The organism is Paracoccus broussonetiae (assembly GCF_031854425.1).
In the GTDB taxonomy this organism is placed as follows: Bacteria; Pseudomonadota; Alphaproteobacteria; order Rhodobacterales; family Rhodobacteraceae; genus Paracoccus; species Paracoccus broussonetiae.
The window spans coordinates 22,572-44,676 of the sequence record NZ_JAVRQI010000015.1 but is presented as its reverse complement, the minus strand read 5'-3'; the positions used below and the strand labels follow the sequence as shown (position 1 = coordinate 44,676).

21 protein-coding genes and 1 tRNA gene are annotated in these 22,105 nt (G+C 64.6%); 16 read left to right on the top strand and 6 right to left on the bottom strand.

What is annotated here, in order from left to right:
- Positions 1-40: 40 nt before the first annotated feature.
- The 5 genes from RM190_RS18245 to RM190_RS18225 form a co-directional block, all read right to left on the bottom strand.
- Positions 41-766 (bottom strand): TerB family tellurite resistance protein, encoded by a 726-nt coding sequence (locus RM190_RS18245; RefSeq protein WP_311760894.1) that lies wholly within the window; start codon positions 764-766, stop codon positions 41-43.
- Between the two features lie 61 nt (positions 767-827).
- On the bottom strand, positions 828-1,652 hold the full coding sequence (cysW, locus tag RM190_RS18240) for a sulfate ABC transporter permease subunit CysW (protein ID WP_311760893.1): 825 nt from the start codon (positions 1,650-1,652) through the stop codon (positions 828-830).
- On the bottom strand, positions 1,649-2,494 hold the full coding sequence (gene cysT, locus RM190_RS18235) for a sulfate ABC transporter permease subunit CysT (RefSeq protein WP_311760892.1): 846 nt from the start codon (positions 2,492-2,494) through the stop codon (positions 1,649-1,651). The genes cysW and cysT overlap by 4 nt, the downstream gene beginning before the upstream one ends.
- Positions 2,491-3,486: a sulfate ABC transporter substrate-binding protein gene (locus RM190_RS18230; protein WP_311760891.1), complete on the bottom strand. Its 996-nt coding sequence runs from the start codon at positions 3,484-3,486 to the stop codon at positions 2,491-2,493. Before RM190_RS18230 ends, cysT begins: the two co-directional genes overlap by 4 nt.
- Positions 3,483-4,586 (bottom strand): sulfate/molybdate ABC transporter ATP-binding protein, encoded by a 1,104-nt coding sequence (locus RM190_RS18225; RefSeq protein ID WP_311760890.1) that lies wholly within the window; start codon positions 4,584-4,586, stop codon positions 3,483-3,485. The genes RM190_RS18230 and RM190_RS18225 overlap by 4 nt, the downstream gene beginning before the upstream one ends.
- A 284-nt stretch (positions 4,587-4,870) precedes the next feature.
- On the opposite strand from RM190_RS18225, the gene RM190_RS18220 reads away from it, so the two are divergent.
- The 12 genes from RM190_RS18220 (at position 4,871) to RM190_RS18165 (ending at position 17,031) form a co-directional block, all read left to right on the top strand.
- On the top strand, positions 4,871-5,368 hold the full coding sequence (locus RM190_RS18220) for a GNAT family N-acetyltransferase (RefSeq protein ID WP_311760889.1): 498 nt from the start codon (positions 4,871-4,873) through the stop codon (positions 5,366-5,368).
- Positions 5,369-5,412: 44 nt separating this feature from the next.
- A tRNA-Arg gene (locus RM190_RS18215) sits at positions 5,413-5,489 on the top strand.
- 189 nt (positions 5,490-5,678) lie between these two features.
- Positions 5,679-6,041 (top strand): hypothetical protein, encoded by a 363-nt coding sequence (locus tag RM190_RS18210; protein ID WP_311760888.1) that lies wholly within the window; start codon positions 5,679-5,681, stop codon positions 6,039-6,041.
- Between the two features lie 558 nt (positions 6,042-6,599).
- Positions 6,600-8,450, top strand: coding sequence for an ABC transporter permease (locus RM190_RS18205; RefSeq protein ID WP_311760887.1), 1,851 nt, complete (start codon positions 6,600-6,602; stop codon positions 8,448-8,450).
- Positions 8,450-9,598, top strand: a complete 1,149-nt coding sequence (locus tag RM190_RS18200; protein ID WP_311760886.1) for an ABC transporter ATP-binding protein — start codon at positions 8,450-8,452, stop codon at positions 9,596-9,598. Before RM190_RS18205 ends, RM190_RS18200 begins: the two co-directional genes overlap by 1 nt.
- 20 nt (positions 9,599-9,618) lie before the next feature.
- A complete protein-coding gene (locus tag RM190_RS18195; RefSeq protein WP_311760885.1) occupies positions 9,619-10,710 on the top strand; it encodes an ABC transporter substrate-binding protein in 1,092 nt (363 codons plus the stop codon).
- Between the two features lie 63 nt (positions 10,711-10,773).
- Positions 10,774-11,880, top strand: coding sequence for an ABC transporter substrate-binding protein (locus tag RM190_RS18190; protein WP_311760884.1), 1,107 nt, complete (start codon positions 10,774-10,776; stop codon positions 11,878-11,880).
- A 12-nt stretch (positions 11,881-11,892) separates the two neighbouring features.
- A complete protein-coding gene (locus tag RM190_RS18185) occupies positions 11,893-12,990 on the top strand; it encodes an ABC transporter substrate-binding protein (RefSeq protein WP_311760883.1) in 1,098 nt (365 codons plus the stop codon).
- Positions 12,991-13,050: 60 nt separating this feature from the next.
- Positions 13,051-13,890: an inositol monophosphatase family protein gene (locus RM190_RS18180; RefSeq protein ID WP_311760882.1), complete on the top strand. Its 840-nt coding sequence runs from the start codon at positions 13,051-13,053 to the stop codon at positions 13,888-13,890.
- A gap of 89 nt (positions 13,891-13,979) precedes the next feature.
- The gene (locus tag RM190_RS18175; protein WP_311760881.1) at positions 13,980-14,825 is read left to right on the top strand and encodes an inositol monophosphatase family protein; all 846 of its coding nucleotides are present in this window, start codon (positions 13,980-13,982) and stop codon (positions 14,823-14,825) included.
- Positions 14,822-15,445, top strand: coding sequence for a dual specificity protein phosphatase family protein (locus tag RM190_RS18170; protein ID WP_311760880.1), 624 nt, complete (start codon positions 14,822-14,824; stop codon positions 15,443-15,445). The genes RM190_RS18175 and RM190_RS18170 overlap by 4 nt, the downstream gene beginning before the upstream one ends.
- Entirely contained in the window at positions 15,442-17,031 is a 1,590-nt protein-coding gene (locus RM190_RS18165; protein WP_311760879.1) for a metallophosphoesterase family protein, read from the top strand. Before RM190_RS18170 ends, RM190_RS18165 begins: the two co-directional genes overlap by 4 nt.
- A 3-nt stretch (positions 17,032-17,034) precedes the next feature.
- On the opposite strand, the gene RM190_RS18160 is transcribed toward RM190_RS18165, so the two are convergent.
- Positions 17,035-18,048 (bottom strand): LacI family DNA-binding transcriptional regulator, encoded by a 1,014-nt coding sequence (locus tag RM190_RS18160; protein WP_311760878.1) that lies wholly within the window; start codon positions 18,046-18,048, stop codon positions 17,035-17,037.
- Between the two features lie 211 nt (positions 18,049-18,259).
- Between RM190_RS18160 and RM190_RS18155 the strand changes: the two genes are divergently transcribed.
- From RM190_RS18155 to RM190_RS18140, 4 genes are all read left to right on the top strand, one after another.
- Entirely contained in the window at positions 18,260-19,918 is a 1,659-nt protein-coding gene (locus tag RM190_RS18155; RefSeq protein ID WP_311760877.1) for a Na/Pi cotransporter family protein, read from the top strand.
- Between the two features lie 85 nt (positions 19,919-20,003).
- The gene (locus RM190_RS18150; protein WP_311760876.1) at positions 20,004-20,378 is read left to right on the top strand and encodes a DUF488 domain-containing protein; all 375 of its coding nucleotides are present in this window, start codon (positions 20,004-20,006) and stop codon (positions 20,376-20,378) included.
- Between the two features lie 2 nt (positions 20,379-20,380).
- Positions 20,381-21,397 carry an NAD(P)H-dependent flavin oxidoreductase gene (locus RM190_RS18145; protein WP_311760875.1) on the top strand — a complete coding sequence of 339 codons (1,017 nt, stop codon included), beginning with the start codon at positions 20,381-20,383 and terminating at the stop codon, positions 21,395-21,397.
- Positions 21,394-22,083 carry a 5-formyltetrahydrofolate cyclo-ligase gene (locus RM190_RS18140; protein ID WP_311760874.1) on the top strand — a complete coding sequence of 230 codons (690 nt, stop codon included), beginning with the start codon at positions 21,394-21,396 and terminating at the stop codon, positions 22,081-22,083. Before RM190_RS18145 ends, RM190_RS18140 begins: the two co-directional genes overlap by 4 nt.
- Positions 22,084-22,105 lie beyond the last annotated feature (22 nt).

The window sequence follows — 22,105 nt, the reverse complement described above, 5'->3', positions numbered from 1 at the left end:
TGATCGAAGGATCAGCGGCCTTGCGGCCGGTGACCGCCTGTCAGGCCGGACGCAATTCCTGCATGTTGCGGAAGGCGTCCCAAGCCTCGTTCAGGGCGCGCGTCCTTGCCTCGGCCAGGCGGATCGCCTCGGGCGGCAGGCCGCGGGCGATGGCGCGGTCGGGATGGGATTCACGCACAAGATCCCGCCAGCGCTTGCGCGCCTCGGGCAATGGGGTGTCGGGGGCGATGCCCAGTACCTCGCACGAGGGGCAGCCCCGGCGACGGTCATAGCGCACGCGGATGGCGGCGACTTGCGCGGGCGCGAGGCCGAAGATCCGCGCGACCTCGTCGATGAAGATGATTTCGGCTTCATGCAGGTCGCCATCGGCGACCGCGATGATGAACAGCCCCTCGATCACGTCGGCAAGCACAGGATCACCCGGGCCAAACATTGCGGCAATACGCCGCGCCCAGGAATCGAAGCCGGCGACGTCCTGCCGTGCCAGATCAAAGACGCGGGCTGCATTCTTTTCCTCGGCCCGAGGGATGATGAAAACACGGCGGAATGCCGCGACCTCGGACCGGGCGACGGCGCCGTCTGCCTTGGCCAGCTTTGCGCCAAGCGCGATCACGGCGATGGTGAATGCCACCGACCTTTCCGGGGGAGATGCCGGACGGCGCGCCCCGACGATCGCCGCAAGGCGATCTGCGATCCGTTGCCAGAAGCTGCGGGGCTTCGGCAATTCGGGGCAGCTGCTGGGTTTGTCTTTCAATGCGGCGTCCATGGCATCAGCCTAGGCGGGGTCCGGGATCAAGTCCACTGACAATACTGCAACTTGCGGTGCTTCACCTGCGGCTTTCCAGCGCAGCTTTGGTGACAAGGACGACCAGCGCGATGACCGTCAGCGTCGACGCTGCGGCAAAGGCTCCGGTCGTGTTCAGGTCGTTGAACATAAGCTCGATCTGCAGCGGCAGGGTATTGGTCTGGCCCCGGATGGAGCCCGACACCACCGAGACTCCGCCGAATTCGCCCACCGCTCGCGCCGTGCACAGAACTGCGCCGTAAAGCAGCGCCCAGCGGATATTGGGCAGGGTGACGCGGGAAAACACCTGCCAGCCGCGAGCGCCCAAGGTGACGGCCGCCTGTTCCTGTTCGGACCCCTGCGCCTGCATCAGCGGCAGAACCTCGCGCGCAACGAAAGGGGCGGTGACGAACATGGTGACCAGCAGGATGCCGGGCAGGGCGAACATGACCTTCAGATTATGTGCGGCCAGCCAGGGGCCAAGCAGTCCCTGCCGCCCGTAAAGCAGCAGGTAGCAGATCCCCGCGATGATCGGAGAGATCGAGAACGGGATCTCGATCAATGTCAGCAGCAGCCGCCGCCCCGGAAACCGGAAGCGGGCGATCAGCCAGGCGGCGGCCATGCCGAAGGCTATATTGACCGGAACCACGATCACCGCGACCAGCGCGGTCAGCCCGATGGCATGAAGCGTCAACGGATCGCGGATATTCGCGATATAGGTTGCCCAGCCCTCGGCAAAGGCGCGCCAGAAGATAAAGGCCAGCGGCGCCACCACGAAGATCGCGGTCAAGACGAAGGCCAGCGCGATCAGCAGGCGCGGTGCGGTGCGGCTTTGGCTTGCGGGCATGGTCAGCGTCCGGGTGGTCATGACCCGACCTCCAGATGGCGGGCCGCGCGGAATTGCAGCAGGTTCGACACGACAAGCAGCAGCAGGGCCAATGCCAGCAGCACAAGTGCGATCGCGGCCGCACCCTGATAGTCGTATTCCTCAAGCCGGATGAAGGCCAGCAAGGCCGCGATCTCGGTCTTGAAGGGCAGGTTTCCTGCGATAAAGACCACCGCGCCGAATTCGCCCAAGGACCGGGCGAAGGCGACCGTCGATCCGGCCAGCCAGGCGGGCAGGATCGCGGGCAGGATCACCCGGCGGAAGATCGCGAAGGGTCTTGCCCCCAGCGTCATCGCGGCTTGTTCCAGTGCCGGGTCAAGATCCTCCAGCACCGGTTGGATCGCGCGGACGACAAAAGGCGTCGAGGTGAAAGCCATCGCCAGCATCACACCGCCCAGCGTATAGACGACCTCGATCCCGGCCGAATGCAGGGTGCCCCCGAACCAGCCATTGGCGGAATAAAGCGCGGTCAGAGAGATGCCCGCGACGGCGGTGGGAAGGGCAAAGGGCACGTCCATCAGCGCGTCAAGGATACGTTTGCCGGGGAAGTCATAGCGCGTCAGCACCCATGCCATCAGCAGCCCGTAAAGCGCATTGAACAGCGTCGCCACCGCCGCGGCGGTCACGGTGACGCGCAGCGCGGCCAGCGTGCGCGGGGCGGTGACGATGGACCAGAACTGCGCGGGTCCGATCTCGGCCCCCTTCAGGACCAATGCGACCACCGGCAGCATGATGACAAGCGCGACATAAAGCAGCGTCGTGCCGAGGCTCAGCGAGAACCCCGGCAGGACACGTTTCGCACGGATGGGTGCGCGCTGGCTCATCTGTTGACGAAGACCTTGTCGAGGATGCCGCCATCGGCCAGATGCTCGGACTGGACCTTGTCCCAGCCGCCGAAAACCTCGTCCACCGTCACCAGCTTCACGTCGTCGAATTCGCCGGCGTGCTTGGCAAACACGTCCTTGTCGGTGACGCGATAGCTGTTCTCGGCCAGGGTCTCCTGCGCTTCGGGAGTGTAGAGCCAGTTCAGATATTCGGTCGAGACCTCAAGCGAGCCGTTCTTTTCCGCATTCTCGGTGACAAGCGCGATCGGGAAGGCGGCGAACAGGCTGAGCGAGGGAGTGACGACCTCATAACCCTGATCGGCATATTGCTTGGCGATGCCTTTGGTCTCGGCCTCGAAGGTGACCAGAACGTCGCCGATCTCGCGCTCGGCAAAGGTCTGGGTCGCGGCGCGCCCGCCGGTGTCGAAGACCGGGACGTTGGCGAAGATCTTGCCGACGAATTCCTGTGCCTTCGCATCGTCGCCGCCATCCTGCGCCAGCGCATAGGCATAGGCCGCAAGATAGGTGTAACGACCGTTGCCGCTGGTCTTGGGGTTCGGGAACACCGGCTTCACGTCCTCGCGCGCCAGGTCCGACCAATCCTTGATCCCCTTGGGGTTGCCCTTGCGCACCAGGAAGGACGGCAGCGAGTAATAGGGCGAGGCACCGTTCGGGAATGCGTCGCGCCAGTTTTCAGCGACCATGCCACCCTTGGCCAGCGCATCGATGTCGGTTTCCTGGTTGAAGGTCACCACGTCGGCCGGAAGCCCCTCAAGAATGGCGCGGGCCTGTTTCGAGGAACCGGCGTGGCTCTGGTCGATGGTGACCTCGCGGCCGCTTTTTTCCTTCCAATGCGCCTGGAATTCGGGGTTCAGCGCCTCGAACAGCTCGCGCGCGACGTCATAGCTGACGTTCAGGATCTTGTCCTGCGCGAGGGCGGGGGTTGTGCCCAGAAGCAGGGCCAGCGCGGCGAAGCGAAGTTTCGGGATCATAGGGACTTCTCCTTGCGGGGGAATTCTTGTTGCCGGCTTTGCACCGGGACCGGCGCGCGCCGGTCGGAAAAGATCGCGCCCGCCTCGGGGCGCAGGTTGGCGCGGGTTCCGACCGCCAGCCCCTGCGCCTCGGGCGCGCGGCGGGGCAGGTCGACGTGAACGGTCGCGGCATCGTCGCTCAACTCGATACGCAGGACTGCGCCATTGCTGGCGCAGCGGACCACCTGCCAGCGCCCGCCGGGATCGGCCACCGGGACGATTTCGGTCGGACGCAAGAACAGCGTTGCCGGGCCGTCGGGCAGAGCGCGGCGGGGCAGGCGGCTGGTATCCAGCCCCGATGCCTCGGCCCGGCCGGAATGCATCTGCACGGGCAATTCGATCGTCGCACCCATGAAGCGGGCGACGAAAGGCGTGGCGGGATGATCGTGGATCTGGTCGGCGTCGCCGATCTGTTCGATCCGCCCATCGCCCATCACGACGACCCGGTCGGCCAGTTCGAATGCCTCTTCCTGGTCATGGGTGACGAAGATCGTGGTCGATCCCGTTTCTTCATGAACGCGCCGCAGCCACGCGCGCAGATCGCGGCGCACGGCCGCGTCAAGCGCGCCGAAGGGCTCATCCAGAAGCAGCACCGTGGGTTCGATCGCCAGCGCCCGACCCAAGGCGACCCGCTGCCTTTGACCGCCGGATAGCTGGCCCGGAAATCGGTCGGCAAGATGCGCGATCTGCAGGAATTGCAGCAGCTCGTCGACCCTTGCCGCAATGACCGCCTTGCCCGGGCGTTCCACCCGCGGGCGGACGGTCAGGCCGAACGCGATATTGTCGCGCACGCTCATATGGGGAAACAGCGCGTAATGCTGGAAGACAAACCCGATGCGGCGGTCCTGCGCGGCAAGGCCCAGCCAATCGCTGCCATTGACCACCAGCCCGCCTGCATTGGGCCATTCCAGCCCGGCGATGATTTTCAGAAGCGTGGTCTTGCCCGATCCGGAAGGTCCCAGCAGGGCGACAAGCTCGCCCGAGTCGACTGTCAGGTCGATCCCGCGCAGAACGGATGTTCCGCCGAAGCTTTTGGTCATGTTTTCTATGACGATCGACATGGCACCTCCGAAATTCCGCCCAGAGGTAGCTTTGACCTTTCGATGCGGCAAGCGGTGCGCCGTGCCCAACCGGTGGCGGGGGGCGAAGGAAGTTCCGGTCTGCGCGTCTTGGCGGATCGCTGTTCCTTGGCCAAGCGCGGGGCGCGGAAGTTCTTTCGTCCGGTTGCCGGGGTGGGCCGCGGATGTCCTTATTTTTTCGATATCTTTGGGTGGTGCTGCAACTGGCCCCTTCTGCCCGCGATCCGGCTTTGATAAGCCCGATTCAACAATGGGAGTCCGTCAGGATGAGTCAGACAAGCGATCGCGACCAGACCATGTGTCTTCGGCGGGAAAGCCCGCTGACCGAGGATCTGGAGCTGCTGTTCCAGCGCCATACGCGCGACATGCATGCCGACACGCCGCCGGAATCAATCCACATGATGCCGCGCGAGGCGCTGGTGCATCCGGAAATCGACTTCTTCGTCCTGCGCGAAGCGGACCGCGCCATCGGCATGGGCGCGGTCAAGCGGATGAACGTGGATCATGGCGAAATCAAGTCCATGCATGTTCTGGATGAGGTGCGTGGTCGCGGCCTGGCCCGGCTTTTGCTGGACGAGTTGATCGGCCATGCGAGATCCGCCGGATTGACGCGGCTTAGCCTTGAGACCGGGACGCAGGCCAGTTTCCTGCCCGCGCGCAAGCTTTATGAGCGTGCCGGTTTTGTGGAATGCGGACCCTTCGGCGACTATCGGCTGGACCCGAACAGCGTCTACATGACCCTGACCCTGTCATCGGGCGAATGAACTGTTGATTAAGGCGCCGGGCTTTGCCATGAAGCGCCCCGTGCGGACCCGTAGCTCAACTGGATAGAGCAGGGACCTTCTAAGTCCAAGGTTGAGGGTTCGAGCCCTTCCGGGTCCGCCAATAAATTCAATCGGTTATATTCATTTTTGGCTTTGGCGCGTTGTTGCGTGTCGTCAGTCTTGATTATGGCAATCGGGCAAGTGGCAAATCTGTCCGACGCAAATTGGACGGTATGTGACGCTCGTTCGGAAAGCTTGCCCGAATCCCTGAAATCTGCAACGAAATAGGGGGGTTAATCAGGAGGTCGGAATGAAGCGGATTATTGGAGTCGTTGCACTGGCCCTGCTTGCGGGAGCCTGCAGCGATACCAGCACTGCCACCAACGAGGACGGAACGCCGATGACGGCGCGTATGGTTGTCGCACCTGGGGATGGTGGCCACCAGATCACCATGACTTCGCGCAAGGGCTTTACCTGTACGGCCCTTTTCGACCAGAAGGCCTATGCCGCGTCCAAACAGCCAAGCCTGGAGCTTCCCGTCACCTGCGACAATGGCGATCGGGGAACCGCGATCTACAGCAACGCCAACTATCGCCAGGAGGTATTCACCCCTGGCCAGACGCAAATCGCCTATCAGCTTGAGAGCGGCGCGAAAGGCTCGATCTCGTTCTGACAAGTGACATGCAAGACTTGCGAGGAGCGCTGCAATGGCGCTCCTTTGCGTTTGGCTTGAAGCGATTCCGCTGCACACTGTCCTTCCTCACGGCGATGGGTCGCCCGCGCCAATGACGGCCGAGGCGTTCGCCCCGCAAAGGGGCCCAGTGATCTGCTCGTTCAAAGAATTTATGCAATCCTGTGCAGTCGCGGCGGCCGCATCATCCGCTTGCGAAGACAGTCTTTCTTGAACGCATCCGTGACCCGGATCAAAGCGAATCCATGCGATTCCCGCTGAGTAATCCCGAAACCCGCATTTGAAAATCCTTATGTGGCCTGCCTGCCGGCAATGATCATTCGCCACCACCGGGCGATGGCTGCTTTATGGTTCCTTGCGATTTGAGCGAATTGATGCACACGAGTGCAATAATTTGTTGACAGCGCGCGATCCCGCCGCAATCCTGAATGCAAGGAGCGCCGCGGACATCACTGCATGTCGGGGCGCGGGCCGTGGGGACGGCCTGGAGGATTGATTAAGGGGGGATCGACTTGCAGGGAATTGCGAGCGCAGTTGTCCATGTCAGGACAACGCCGGGACACGCGCATGTATCCGGCTGATTCCGAAGTCGCCGCGTCACGTAGCGGCCGCCAGCTCCGCTATCGGCTGAAGCTCGCGCTGCGGGATCCGACCACATTGATCGGTATCCTGATGGCGGCGCTGTTTCTGTATCTGATCGTCGTGCCGATCCTGTCGATCCTGTCGGACGCGGCCACCGTACAGTTTGGCGATGAACGCCGGGTCAAGGGCGAGATGGGCAGCTTTACGCTGTACTACCTTCATCGCGCGTTTGCATCGCCGGTGGCGCATGACCTGTTCTGGCGACCGCTGATGAATACGCTGAAGGTCGGCTTCGGGGCGATCCTTGTTTCCGTGACGGTCGGGGGCATCCTGGCCTGGCTGATTGCGCGCACCGACCTGCTGGGGCGGCGCTGGTTCGCGACTGCGTTGATCGTTCCCTATATGCTGCCCGCCTGGACCTTTGCGCTGGCCTGGACCACGCTGTTCAAGAACCGCACCATCGGCGGCCAGCCGGGCTGGCTGGAAAGCATGGGCCTTTCGCCGCCGGACTGGCTGGCCTATGGACAGGTTCCGATCACGATCATCCTGGCACTGCATTACACGCCTTTCGTGATCCTGCTGTTCGGCTCGGCCCTGAAGCGCTTCGACAGCCAGCTTGAGGATTCGGCGCGGATCCTGGGCGCGTCGGGGCGAACCGTGGCCTGGCAGGTGATCCTGCCGCTGATGCGGCCCGCGCTGATGTCGGCCATCGTCCTGATCTTTGCGAAATGCCTTGGCGAGTTCGGTGTGCCCTATGTCCTTGGCCTGCCGGTCAAGTTCGACGTGCTGGCGACGTCGCTCTATCGCTCGATCGGGTCGCGTCAGACCGGGGTCGCCGGGGTTCTGGCGGGGGCGATCATGCTGATCGGGATGATCGCGATCCTGGTCGACGCCTATCTTGCGCGAGAGGCGCGGCGCTTCGTCACCGTCGGCTCGAAGGGTTCGATGAACCGTGTCTCGCAACTTCGGGGGTGGCGCCTGCCTGCCACGGGCTTTGCAGGGGCGATCTTCATGGTCTCGGTCTGCCTGCCGCTGCTGACGCTGGCGCTGTCCACGGTCATGCGCCAACCCGGCAACTTCGCCTGGTCGAACTTCACGCTGGATTTCTGGATCGGGCAGGATCTGCCGACTGTCGCCATGCGCACAGGTATCCTCTTCAGCCCCGACCTGTGGCAGGCGGCATGGAACACGATCTGGATCGTTGGCACTGCCTCGGTCTGCTCGGGTGTGCTGGGGATCCTGACGGGCTATGTCGTGGTCCGCACCACCTTCCGCCCGCTTGCGATCTTTCTGCGACAGGTGACGTTCATGCCTTATCTGGTGCCGGGGATCGCGTTTGCTGCGGCCTATCTGTCGCTGTTCGCGGTGGCACGCGGCCCGGTTCCGGCGCTTTACGGCACCTCGATCATCCTGATCCTCGCGCTGATGGCCGACCAGATGCCCTATGCGTCGCGCGCCGGGATCTCGGCGATGATGCAACTGGGCAAGGACCCCGAGGAGGCGGCCCAGGTTGTGGGCGCGGGCTGGTTCCGGCGCATGATCTGGGTCGTGATCCCGATCCAGAAGGGGTCTTTGGTCACGGGGGTGCTGCTGCCCTTCATCTCGGGGATCAAGGGGCTTTCGTTGTTCGTCATCCTTGCGGTGCCCGCGACTGACGTGCTGACCACCTTCTCGCTGCGGCTGGTCGATTACAACTATACCCAGGCGGCGAATGCGGTCGTGCTGATCATCGCGGGGCTCGCCTATGGCGGAACACTGCTGGCGCAGAAGCTGACCCGCACCAATCTTGCCGAAGGACTTGGAAACTGATGCCCGACATCATTCTCAGCAATGTGCAGAAATCCTATGGCGGCAGCGGACCGAAGGCGGTCAGCGACCTGAACCTGCATATCGGCGACGGCGAATTCATGTGCCTGCTTGGTCCATCGGGCTGCGGCAAGACAACGACCTTGCGCATGATTGCAGGCTTGGAGCACCTGACCGGCGGCGACATCCGCATCGGCGAGCAGGTGATCGACAGCCCTGCGCAGGGCAAGTTCGTCGGCCCTGAAAAGCGTGGCATGGGGCTGGTGTTTCAGTCCTATGCATTATGGCCGCACCTGACGATCGAGCGGAACACGGATTTCGGCCTGCGCCTGCGGAAGGTGCCGCGGGCCGAGCGTGAAGAGCGCGTGGCCAAGGTCATGAAGGCGCTGGATATCGAGAAATACCGCGACCGCTATCCCAGCCAATTGTCGGGTGGCCAGCAGCAGCGCGTGGCACTGGCGCGGATGTTGGCGGTGAACCCGCAAGTCCTGCTGCTGGACGAGCCGCTGTCCAACCTGGATGCGCGGCTGCGCCTTGAAATGCGGGCCGAGCTGAAGCGGATCCATGCGGAATTTCACACCACCATCGTCTTCGTGACCCATGACCAGTGGGAGGCGATGACGCTGGCGACCTCGATCGGGGTAATGAATGAGGGCACCTTGCAGCAACTTGGCAGGCCCCATGATATCTATGACCGCCCGGCAAACCGCTTTGTCGCGGAATTCGTCGGCAGCCCGCCCATCAACATCATCGAGATGGGCGGCGGCCACGCGCTGGACCGCGCCGCGCAGGATTGGCTGCGCCCGCGTCTGGGTGATGCCGGGCAGGTCGGATCGGTCGGCCTGCGCCCCGAGGCGCTGATGCTTGCCTCGTCGGAAGGTGCCGTGCCCCAAGGCAGCTTCGCCCATATGGCCGAAGTGACGGGCATTCTGCCCACGGGCGGCAGCTGGATCATCGAGCTGAAGGTCGAGGGTCGCGTGATTTTCCTGACGACTACCGCCTGCCCCACGCTGACCGGGGGCGAAACGGTCTGGCTTTATGCCCGGCCGACGGCGCTGCACGTGTTCGACAAGGATGGGCAGCGGATGGGAGCTGCGGATGAAGCGCTGTCCCGTGCCGAAGGCGGGGTCCAGGTGGTGCGCAAGGCATGATGAGATCAAGGAAAGCCGGGATGAGACAGCAGGGCGCGCTTGCGCTGATGATCGCATTGGCAGCGGGTGCGGCCCAAGCGCAGGATTTTGATCTGCAGGCCTTGGTCACCGCGGCAAGGTCAGAGCCGCCGACCACGGTCTATGCCGTGACCGGCAAGATCGTCGACACCGTTGCGGCATTCAACGCGAAATACGGGCTGAACGTCACCGGCAAGAAGGTGAACGAGGCCGGTCAGGTGGACCTGCTGATCCGCGAACATCAGGCGGGTGCGGTGACTGGGTCGGTTTCGCTTGCATCGGATGTGGCGGTGATCGCCTCGGACCTGATGTCGCGCGGGGTGGTCGAAAGCTGGGTGCCGCCGGATATTGCCCCGAACCTGACGGACGCGGCGCGCGATCCGCTGGTCGTGGTCAGTGATCCGCATGTCTGGGCCTATAACGCCGAAGCGGGCGAGACCTGCCCGGTCCAGAACGTATGGGAACTGACCGAGCCGGAATGGAGCCGGCGGGTCGCCATCATGGATCCGTTGGAAAAGCCCTTCTATGCCGATTGGTTCAACCAGTTGGCCAAACACCACGAAGCCGAGATGGCCGCGGCCTATCAGGCGCATTTCGGCAAGCCGTTCCAGGGCGAAAGTGCGGCCAAGGCCTGGGTCACGGCCTTCGCCGCCAACGGCCCGCTGGTTTCGGACAGTTCGGGCGTGGCGGATGCGATTGGCGCGCCGGGGCAGGAGAAACCCTTCTTCGGCATACTCTCGACCGCGAAATTCCGGGACAACAAGGACAAGGGGTACAAGCTTGCGATCTGCGCGGGAATGCAGCCATTCAGCGGCTGGCTTTATCCCGGCCTTGGCGTCATCGCCAAGAACACCCCCGCGCCGAACACTGCCCGGCTTTTCGTGCATTACCTGCTGACCGATGAAGGCATTGCGGCCCAAAGCGTGGATGGCAAGGTTCCCGCCGATCCGCGCATCGGCCTGCCTGCGGCAGAGGCTTCGGGCGTTGGCGGGCACCTGGACGAGCTGATGATCTGGGACACGGCCAGTTCGGCCTCGGACCTGGACCGGCGGCAAGACTGGCAGGATCTCTGGATGACCGAGTTGAAGCGTTGAACGCGGCGGCCCCCGGCCGGGGAGGGCAGGGGTTCCGCCGACGATAAAGAGGGAGGACAAGAGGTGAAGACATTCCTGATTTCCGCTCTGGCCCTGACAGCGGGTCTGGGCGTCGGGTCCGGCAGGGCGGCCGATTTCGATCTGAACGCCTTGATCGAGGCGGCCAAGGCCGAACCGCCGCTGACCGTCTATGACAGCACAGGCAAGATCACCGAGATGGCCGACGCTTTTGCGGCGAAATACGGGTTGCAAGCCACGGGAACCAAGACCAAGGCGACCGCACAACTGGAAACCATCATCCGGGAGGTGCAGTCGGGCAATGTCCAGACGGACGTGTCCTTCATCTCGGACGTGCCCGCTGCGATGGGGCAGCTTTTGCCGGGCGATTTCGCGGAAAGCTGGCTGCCGCCCGATCTGGCCGCCGACATTTCGCCCGAGGCGCAGAACCCGCTGCTGATCGTGTCCAGCCCGAACGTCCTGACCTATAATACCAAGCTGTTCGACAAATGCCCGATCACCAACATCTGGCAACTGACCGAACCGGAGTGGAAGGGCAAGGTCTCGATGCAGGATCCGCTGGGGAAGCCGTCCTATACGGATTGGTTCAACCAGATGCGCAGCCATGCCGACGACCGGATCGCCGCCGCTTATGAGGCGAAATACGGTAAAAAGCTGGACGCCGCAGCCGCCAGCGCGACCGAAGCCTTTGTTGCCGCGCTGGCCGCGAACGGGCCGCTGCTGACCGATTCCGACAGCGCCGCGGCCGAAGCCGTCGCTGCGCCGGGGCAGACCCAGCCGTTCGTCGGCCTCGTCTCGGCTGCGAAGTTCCGCGACAATGACGGGGCGGGCTTTACGCTGGGCCTGTGCGACGGCGTGGACCCGATCATCGGCTTTTCCAATGCGACGGTGGGGCTGATCGTCAAGGGCACCGACAGCCCGAATGCTGCGAAGCTGTTCGTCCATTACGCCATGACGGCCGAGGGGATCGCCCCGCAGGCTGAGGATGGCAAGCTTTCCTCGAACAAGACCGTGGGACTGCCCGCCGATGAGCCGTCCGGTGTGGGCGCGCATTTGGACAAGGTGCTGCCCTATGACCCCTCGACCGGGGTCGAGGATTGGGACACGCGGCAGGATTGGCAAGACCTGTGGCGCCTGAACTATAAACGGTAAGGGGGGTGGAATATGACGATAATTCGGATTTCGATTGTCGCGGCCCTGCTGGCGACGCCCGTGCTGGGGCAGGAGTTCAACCTTGATGCGATGATCAAGGCGGCCAAGGCCGAACCGCCGATCACCATCTATGACAGCACCGGCAAGATCGTCGACATGGCCGAGGCCTTCACCGCGAAATACGGGGTGCAGGCCACCGGGCAGAAGGTCAGCGCCAACAGCCAGCTTGAGATGCTGATCCGCGAGGCGCAGGCTGGAAATGTGCAGGGCGATGTCGCGCTTCTGACCGATACGCCCGCCGCCATCGCGCAGCTTCTGCCGACCGGGGTGCTGGAAAGCTGGGTGCCGCCCGATCTTGAGGAGACTATCCCCGCGCGCTATCGCAATCCTCTTGCGATTTCGACCAATGCCAATGTCTGGGCGTATAATACCGGGAAATACCCGGAATGCCCTGTCACCAACATCTGGCAACTGACCGAGTCGGAATGGAAGGGCAAGGTTGCCCTGATCGATCCGCTGACCAAGGGGACCTATACGGACTGGTTCAACCAGATGGCGACCTATGGAGACGAGCCGCTGCGCGCCGCCTATCAGGCGCAATATGGCAAGCCGCTGGAAAGCGACCAACCCTCGGCCGCGGCGGCGTGGCTGGCGGCAATGGGGGCGAACGCGCCGCTGATGGCCGATGGCGATGACCGGATCTCGGAAGCGGTGGGTGCCGCGGGGCAGGAGGCGCCTTTCATGGGCCTGCTGAGTTCCGCCAAGTTCCGCGACAACGCGGACAAGGGCTATCAGCTTGGGCTTTGCGCGGGCATGGATCCCTGGCCGGGCTGGACCTATACCAAGCTGGGCCTGATCGCGTCGGGCACAGACAGCCCGAACGCGGCCCGGTTGTTCATCCATTATATCCTGACCGAAGAAGGCATCATGCCGCAGATGCGGGACGGCAAGATGCCGACCAGCACTGCGATCAAGCTGCCCGAGGACGAGCCTTCCGGCCTGGCAGATCATGCCGAGGCGCTTTTCGCCTATGACGCCAGTTCGGGACTGGACGATTGGGACCGGCGGCAGGACTGGCAGGATTTCTGGCGCGTCCATTACACGCGCTGACCCCTTATGCGCAGCGGCGGGGCGCGCAAGCGGCCCGCCTTACTCTCGACAGGATGCAAGATGACCGACCAGATACTTCGCACCGCCATTGCCGCCGCGCGCCTGCCGGGGCCGGACCTTCTGGCCGCCTTTCGCGGCGACATGCGTGTCGATTTCAAACGCGACCGCCACGACCTGGTGACGGAGCATGACCGCCGCGCCGAGGCGATGATCCGCGATCTGATCTTTCGCGAGGTGCCCGATTCCACGTTCATCGGTGAAGAAGGCGGCTCGACCGGGACGGGCAGGGTCGGGTGGTTCGTTGATCCGATCGACGGTACCTCGAACTTCGCCAGCGGCATCGCGTTCTGGTGCGTCTCGGTTGGTGCGGTGGTTGGCGGCAAGGTGGTGGCCGGGGCGATCTTTGACCCGGTGGCCGACAACCTGTTCTGCGCCTCGGCCGAAGGGGCGTGGCTGAATGGCAAGCCGCTGCGCTCTGCCGGGGCTGCCGCTGAAGAAAACGCGACGCTGGTCTGCGGCTATCCTGTGACGCGGGATTTCAGGCTGGATGGAAAGGATCTGTCCCTGCAACGCTTTGGCCGCATGGTCGAGACCGTGGCGACATTGCGCAGGCCCGGCAGTGCGGCGCTGTCATTGGCCCATGTCGCGGCGGGCTGGGTCGATGCCGCCATGGGGTTCGGCGCAAATCCCTGGGACGTCACCGCCGGAATGCTGATTGTCGAGCAGGCGGGCGGGCGATACCTGCCCTATGCCCTGGGCAAATGCCCGGCTGGCGCACCCGCCCATCACCATCCCGGGTATCTCGCGCTGCGGGGCGGGGCGGATTATCCGACGCTGCAGGGAATCGCGCGGGAGATCTCGCGGCAGCGGGAAGATGAGGCCGTGGCGCGGCAAGCCTGAGGGTCCGGACCCGCGCCGCGCCAGCATTCCGATTTTGATTGCACTGCTGTGCAAAACTGGACATGACGATGTCAGCGAAGGATGTACGCATGACACTTGACACCGAAGCGATCGACCGCCGCGAGGCGTTCCTGATGGACCTTGTCCGAACCGCGGGGGCGCTGGCGCAAGAGGGGTTCTCGCAGCAATCCGGGCGGCCCATCGGGATGAAGGGGCCGCAGGACTACCTGACCGAGACCGATGGTCGGGTCGAGGCGCATATCCGCGGTCGGATCACCGAAGCCTTTCCCGAGGATGGCTTTCTGGGCGAGGAAACCGGCGGCAAGCCCGGCAGTCAGGCCTGGGTCGTGGACCCGATCGACGGGACAGCGAATTTCGCCCGCGTCATCCCGCATTTCTGTATCTCGATCGCCTTCGTCGCAAATGACCAGGTGCAATTGGGGGCGATCGCGAACCCGGTGCTGGGCGAGGTCTATTTCGCGCGCCTTGGGGGCGGGGCGCAGATGAACGGCAAGCCGATCCGCGTCTCCGCGACGGCCGACATCACGGGCACATCCTTCGAGATGGGCTGGTCGAACAGACGACCGACCTCGGACTATATTGCGGCGGTGTCGGCGCTTTTCGATGCGGGCAGCAATGTGCGCCGTGCGGCCTGCGGAGCGCTGGGGCTGGCCTATGTCGCCGATGGCCGCAGCGAGGGCTATGCCGAATTGCACATGAATTCATGGGATTGCCTTGCCGGACTGCTGCTTGTGCGCGAAGCGGGCGGCGTCACCGGCCCGTTCCTGTCCTTGGGTGGGCTGACGCAAGGGGCTCCGGTGCTTGCCGCCAATCCCCATGTCGGCGGCATCCTGTCCCATGCGACGGGCATTCCCCTGCTGGCAGGGCCCGATCTGCTGGCGCAAGGCGATGACAAACTGCTGAGGACCGCATGAAACCCACTGCACGCTATGACCGCCCGCCGATCAGCCCGGTTTATGAGAACCTGCCGGGCTATGGTGTCGATCTTTATGTTGGCGGGCGCGAAGGGGCCTCGGACGTGCCACTGCTGCGCGCGAACGGCATCAGCACTGTGCTGAATTGCGCGGTCAACCTGGACTTCAACTATGTCGCGACCCCCGACGAGGTGTCGCATGACAGCCGCGTCGGATACGGCCCGGCGCTGATCCGCTATTACAAGCTGGGGATCGTGGACGGGCCGGGCAATCCCGATACGATGATGCTGGCGGGCTATTACCAGTTGCGCGGTGCGCTGGAGCAGGTGATGCCGGAAAAGGCCAGCTACCCGTTGCGCGAACGCGGCAACGTTCTGGTGAACTGCCGGGCGGGGCGCTCGCGCTCGGTCGTCCTGGCGGCGCTGTTCCTGCACCTGCATCTGCCGACCGAGTTTCCGACCCTTGCCGCCGCGATCGACCATGTCCGCGTCAGGCGGGATCTGCATCCTGACGAGTGGCACGAGACGCCGAAGCCGATGCTGATTGCGGCGGCCGAACGCACCGCCCACTGGGTAGGACTGGTCGAGGCCGCGCGCGCCAAGGAAGAGATCCCGGCGTGATCCGTGTCGCGGTCATTGCCGACCCGCATGTGCACGATTGTGGCTGGGCCCCATCCGGAACAAGGCTTGGCGGCGCCATTCGCAGCTTTGGCGACACCGCAGCCTCGACCCGTGTCTTCAACGAAAGCCTGCCCGCCTTTCGCGCCGCGCTGGAACGCGCGGTGGCCGAGGGGGCAGGGCTTGTCTTGCTGGTGGGCGACCTGACCGATGACGGGCAGGCGCCGAACATCGCGGCGGCGCTGTCGCTGATCGGGGAATTCAGGCAGCGCCACGGGCTTCGCGTACTGGCGACCCCCGGGAACCACGATCTATTCGCAATCCGTGGACGCCCGCAGGAGAAGACCTTTTTGGCGGTGGACGGAGCGCCCGTGCTGTTGCGTAGCGCCGATTGCCCCGAGGCCGCGACGCTGGGCACCCATGACGCGCTGGCTCTTATGCAGGGCTTGGGCTATCGCCCCGAACCCGCGGACCTGCACTGGGAATGTCCATTTGGCACCGATCCTTCCTGGCAGGCGCGGGAATATCCTGTCTCCAGCCCTGATGGCCGCGTGACTGTGCGGATGATCGACGCCTCTTACCTGATTGAGCCGGCCGAGGGGCTTTGGGTCCTGTCGATCGACAGCAATGTCTGCGCGCCGCGGAATGGGGTGACCGACATGGCCGACGCGGCCAGTTTCCGCGATCCGACCGGAGCGGGCTGGCCCGCTGTCCTGCGCCATCGCGCGCATCTGCTGCCCTGGATGCGCGATGTCGCCGCGCGGGCGGCACGGCTCGGCAAGCAATTGGTCGCGTTTTCGCATTACCCGGTGCTGGACGTTTTGGCCGGCACCGGAGAGGACGAGATGCAGGCCTTTGGCCCGACCGGACTGGCCCGCCGTGTGCCACCGCCCGAAGTTGCCATCAGCTTCGCCTCGACCGGCGTGCCGCTGCATTTCTCGGGACACCTGCATGTCAACGACACCGCGCGTCATATCGGGCAGGGGCAGGGGTTCTTCAACATCTCCGTGCCCAGTCCGGTCGGGTTCTGCCCGGCGATGAAGATTGCAGATCTTGACGGCGCGCAGGTCAGGATCCGCAGTTTGCCTTTGGTCAAGGTGCCGGGTCATGACCTGGCTTTTGCCGCCTATCTGGCCGAGGCGGGGCTGGCCGGCCATCCGGCACCGCCCGCATCCTGCGCACCCGATCACGGCAGCTTTCTTGACCGCCATCTGGTTGAACTGGTCCACGGCCGCTATCTGCCGCGTGAATGGCAGGTGGACATGGCAGAGTTCGTGTCGAACCGCCGCATCCCCGACCTCGTGACGCTGCTGGGGCTTTCATTGGGGCAGGTGCCGGATTTCAGCCTGCGCCATCTGGTCGAGGACTGGTATCGCCTGCGCAAGGGCGGCACGCTGGGCATGGCCTATGTCGCGCCGGACCGGTTGGAGTTCTATCGCCATCTTTGCGCCAATCTGCCCGAGTTTGCAGATGACGGCCTTTCATCGCGACTGGTCGCCTTTCTGCGGATCATGCGCGGTTATCTGGGTCGGCTTCCGAATGGAGATTTCACGCTGGATTTGCGCGATCTTTCGATCAGCGGGAATTGAAGGTCAGGGGCGCACGGTTCTGCGCCAGACGACGCGCGCCGGGAAATGCATTTGCGCAGGGCCGCCGTCTTCGTCTTCAAGCATCCCGGCGATGTGGTCCGCGATCTCGGCGATGGGTTGGCGGAAGGTGGTCAGGTCATAGCCAAGCCAGCCTGCCGCAGCGATGTCGTCAAAGCCCATGACGCACAGATCCTCGGGGATGCGCAGGCGGAATTCGATCCGGGCGGCGTCAAGAAAGCCAAGTGCCAGCAGGTCGGTCACGCAGAAGACCCCGTCCGGCCGGTTCGCGCCTGCAAGCAGCTGGCGCGCGCTTTCCGCCCCCGAGGCATAGCCGGTCGGCCCGGCGCGGTTTACCAGAACCTCGATTCCCGCGGCCTGCGCCGCGTCGACGAAGGCGGTCTCTCGCGCGACGATGCTGGGCGTGCCAGCGGTCGAGCTGACCACCGCCAGCCGAGTGCAACCGGCGCGGCGCAGGATGAAACAGGCCTCGGTCGCCGCGGCCTCGTTCTCGATCATGACGAATTGCGGGCCTTCGATCGCATCGTTGCGGTTGATCAGGATGACGCGCTGGCCATTCTCGATACAGGTTTCGACAAGGGATCGCGGCGGCGCGCCCGAAACGACAACGGTCGCTTCGGCGCGATAATTCAGCGTCTGGCGCAGGGCGGCCTCGACATTCGCAGGCTTGCCGGCCGTGTTCAGGACCATGACCACCTTGCCCTTGTCCTGCAGGCTGCGGGTCGCGGCCTCGACAAAGCTTGCCTGAAAGGGGGTCTGCATCTCGGCCACGATCAGGCAGACGATGCCCGAGCGGTGGTGGATCAGGCCGCGCGCAAGATGGTTGACGTGGTAGCCCAGCTTTTCGGCCGCAGCCAGCACCTTGGCCCGTGTCTCGGGCGAGACGCTGGCGCCGTCAGTGAAGGTGCGCGACACGGCCGAACGAGACACGCCCGCGACCTCGGCCACCTTGCTGGCGCTGACCGAGGACTTCTTGGGTCTGAGCTTTGCTTTCGCCACGGTCACCTCATATCGCGGTCCTGCGGAGCGCCTTGCCTGCGTGCGATCTGTCGCCGGATCCTACGACGTTCATTCAGGACATGCAGCGGAAAAGCAAGCCGAGGCAATGGGCTGCAAAATCCTGTTGCACTTTCTTGCGACAAACTTGCACTGCTGTGCAACAACTGTCAATCTGCGATGCAGAGGCTACCGCCGGATAAGGGAGCGGCCCGTGAATTCGACCATTCAGCTGATTGACCTTCTGGGTGCCGCGGCGCTGCTGCTGTGGGGGTTGCGCATGATCAAGACGGGCGTCCTGCGCGCCTATGGCGCGGTGCTGCGACAATGGCTTGCTCGGGGCGCCGGAAACCGTGTCGCCGCGGCCTTCTGGGGGTTTGTCGCGACGCTGGGCCTGCAATCCAGCACGGCGACAGCGGTCATCATCGGGTCCTTCGCGGGACGGGGCATCGTGCAGCCGCGAATGGGGCAGGCGATGATGCTGGGGGCCAATCTGGGCACGGCGATCGTCACGCTGGTGCTGTCGGCGGACGTCCATTGGATCGGCAGCGCGGCGATCTTTCTGGGCGTGCTGACCCACAACCTGTCGCGGGGGAACCGCAGCCGGAACCTGGGTCGGGCCGTGCTTGGCCTTGGCTTCATGCTGTTGGCCCTGCAACTTCTGGGCCATGTGACCGAACCGTTGCGCGACTCTCCGACGGTTGCGGCGATCCTGTCGGGGCTTGGCGACGCGCCGGTCTTTGCGCTGCTGCTTGCCGCCGGTCTGGCCATCCTTGGATCATCCAGCCTGGCGGTGGTGGTGCTGGTCATGCTGCTGGCGGGGGCGGGTGTCGTCGGTCCGGAACTGGCGCTGTGGCTGGTGGCGGGGGCCAACCTGGGCGGCGCTGTTCCGCCTTGGCTTGCCGTCCGGGCCGAGGGTGCGGCTGCCGAGCGCCTGACCCTGGCGAACCTGATGGTGCGGGCGTTCGGCGCGCTTCTGGTGTTGATCCTTGCGGGGCCGATATCCGATGGCTTGGGGCAGCTGCTTCCCGCGCCCGCCAGTTTCGTGGTCGGGGCGCATGTGGCCTTCAACCTTGCTTTGCTGCTGCTCTTCCTGCCCTGCCTTTCCCCCGTTGCGCATCTGGCGGCGCAGCTGGTCCCCGACCCCGTTGACAGCCCCGAGGCGAAGACTCATCTGGACGATGCCTTGCTGCCCATGCCCGAGATGGCGCTGGCCGTCGCCGCGCGGGAAACACTGCGGCTTGGCGATCTTGTCGACGAGATGTTGGGCCGCACCGTCGCTTCGTTGCGGGATGCGGACGAGGCGCCGATTGCCGAAGTGTCCCGACTTGAGGAGCAGGTCGACCGCCTGACCGAGTCGGTCAAACTGTATGTCGCGCGGCTGAGCCGGGGCGAACTGGACGAGGCAGAGGCGCGACGGGCGACCGAGATCGTCTCCTATGCCATCAACCTTGAGCATGTCGGCGACATCGTCGAGGGCGGGATCGCCGAGATCGCGACCAAGAAGCTTCGCAAGAAGCTGACCTTTTCCGCCGAGGGACAGGCAGAGATTTCGGCCTTCTTTCTGCATACTCAGGAAAACCTGCGCATGGCCCAGGCGATTTTTCTGTCGCGCGATGCGGCGCTGGCGCGAAGGCTGGTGGCCCGCAAGGTCGAAAGCCGGCGGATCGAGGCGCAGTCGGCCGATTGCCACATGGCCCGCATGCGGATCGGGCGCGCCGAAACGCTGGAGACGAGCACGATCCACCTGGACATTCTGCGCGATCTGAAGCGGGTCAACGCGCATATCGCCTCGGTCGCCTATCCCATCCTGGAAGAGCTGGGGATGCTGGAAGAAAGCCGGCTGAAGGGCGACCTGGTCGCCGCCCGCTGATTGCGCAATTGCCGCGTCGGAAACGGGTGACGGGGGCGGAAATTCCTGAAACACTTGTCGGACGCGATGTCCCGTCGAGCCCCTGATGAGCACTCTGTTCCCGATCCATGTCGCCCGTGTCTATGATCCGCCCGATGTGCGGATCGGCGCGACGATCCTGGTGGACAGGCTGTGGCCGCGGGGCGTCGCTAAGGCGAGCCTGCGGTTGGACGATTGGCCGAAGGACGCAACCCCTTCGACCGAGCTGCGCAAATGGTTTCACGCCGACCCCTCACGCTGGTCCGAGTTCGGCGAGCGTTACCGCGCCGAGCTTGCCCGGTCCCCGGACGCCCTGGATCCGGTTGTGGATCTGTGCCGCAAGGGGCCGGTGACGCTGCTGACGGCCAGCCATGACCGCGACCACAACCATGCGGTCGTGCTTCGGGATTACCTGATCCATTTGCTGCAGAAGGAGGCCTGACTATGGCCCGAACCTCGCCCCTTTCCACGCCGCTTTGCGCCTTGCTGGGGTGCGAGGTGCCGATCCTGCTGGCGGGTATGGGCGGCGTCGCGCGTTGGGAACTTGCTGCTGCCGTCGCGAATGCGGGCGGGTTCGCGCAGCTTGGCATGGTGCGCGAGGATCCCGCCCTGATCGCGACCGAGGTCAGGGCCTTGCAGGCGGCGACGGACCGGCCTTTTGCGGTGAATGTCATCCCCTCGGCAACCGAGCCCGGGTTGCTGGACCGCCAGATCGGTACTTGCCTTGACCTTGGCGTCGGGACGTTTTCGTTCTTCTGGGATGTGGTGCCCGAGGTGGTGCGGCGGGCCAAGGCGGCTGGGGCGCAGGTGATCCATCAGGTCGGGACGCCCGACGCCGCCCGCATGGCCGAGGATGCCGGTGCGGATGCCCTGATCGCGCAGGGGGTCGAGGCAGGCGGACATATCCACGGTGAAACCGGGATGCTGCAACTGGTCGAAACCGTGGTCCGGGCGGCGTCGGTTCCCGTTGTCGCCTCGGGCGGGATTGCCAGCGGCGCGGGACTGGTTGCCGCGCTTGCGGCGGGGGCGCAGGGCGTCCAATGCGGCACCGCTTTTCTGGCGACCACGGAATCCTTTGCGCATGACTATCACAAGACCCGCGTCACCGGCGCGCGCGCGCAGGATACGCTGAGAACCGATATCTTCGTCCTGAACTGGCCCGCCCATGCGGCGGTGCGGGTCATCGGGAACAGCGTGACGCAGGCGCTGGGATTTCATCTGATGGGCCATGACCCGGACGCGCTGCCCCGAGAGGTGATCGCCGACGAAGGTGGTCGCCCGATCCTGCGCTACAGCACGGACTCGCCGCTGCGCATCACCACCGGAGATCTTGAGGCGATGGCCCTGTTCGCGGGTCAGGGCGTCGACGCAATCAACGACATCCCCCCGGCCGCCGAACGCCTGCATCGCATCGTCGCCGAGGCCGAGGCGATCCTGAACGGATTTCGGGCGAGGGCATGACACGGGGGCCGAAGCCGACGGGCGACGCAGGCTCGCCCCCCTGTCTCGCGGCAGAAATCGCGCCGGATTACTTTGACCCTCTGGGCGTCGATGCGCGGCAGGCCGCAGATGTTGCGCGCTGGCGCAAGGCACGCCGGGGCGAGTTGCTTCTGGCCCGCGCGGCACTGAGCATCGCGGATCGCCAGAGCGCCGCCGCGCGGATCGGGGATCATCTGGACCGCCTGCTTGAGGATCGCTTTGCCGATCTTTCGGGCAAGGTGATATCGGGATACTGGCCGATCAAGGCCGAGCCGGACCTGCGCGGCTGGATGGCGCGCTGCCTTGCGCTGGGGGCGTCGCTTGCCCTGCCGGAGGTGGAGGAAACCAACCGCCCGCTGGTCTTTCGTCCGTGGCGTCCTGGCGCCGCAATGCGGCGAGGGCATTGGAATATACCGGTCCCGGATACGGCCGAGACACTGACGCCGGATATCGTCCTGGCCCCGTTGGTGGGCTGGGATGCGGGCGGGTACCGGCTGGGCTATGGCGGCGGGTATTTCGATCGCACCCTTGCCCGCATCCACCCTTTTGCGATCGGCGTCGGATTGTCTGCGGGCAGGCTTGCCTCGATCTATCCCCAGCCGCATGACGTCGGACTTGACGCTATCGTCACGGAGGCGGGCGTCGACTACCTTCGCGACAGGGTCTAGCGTCCGGGCGCAATGAAAAAGG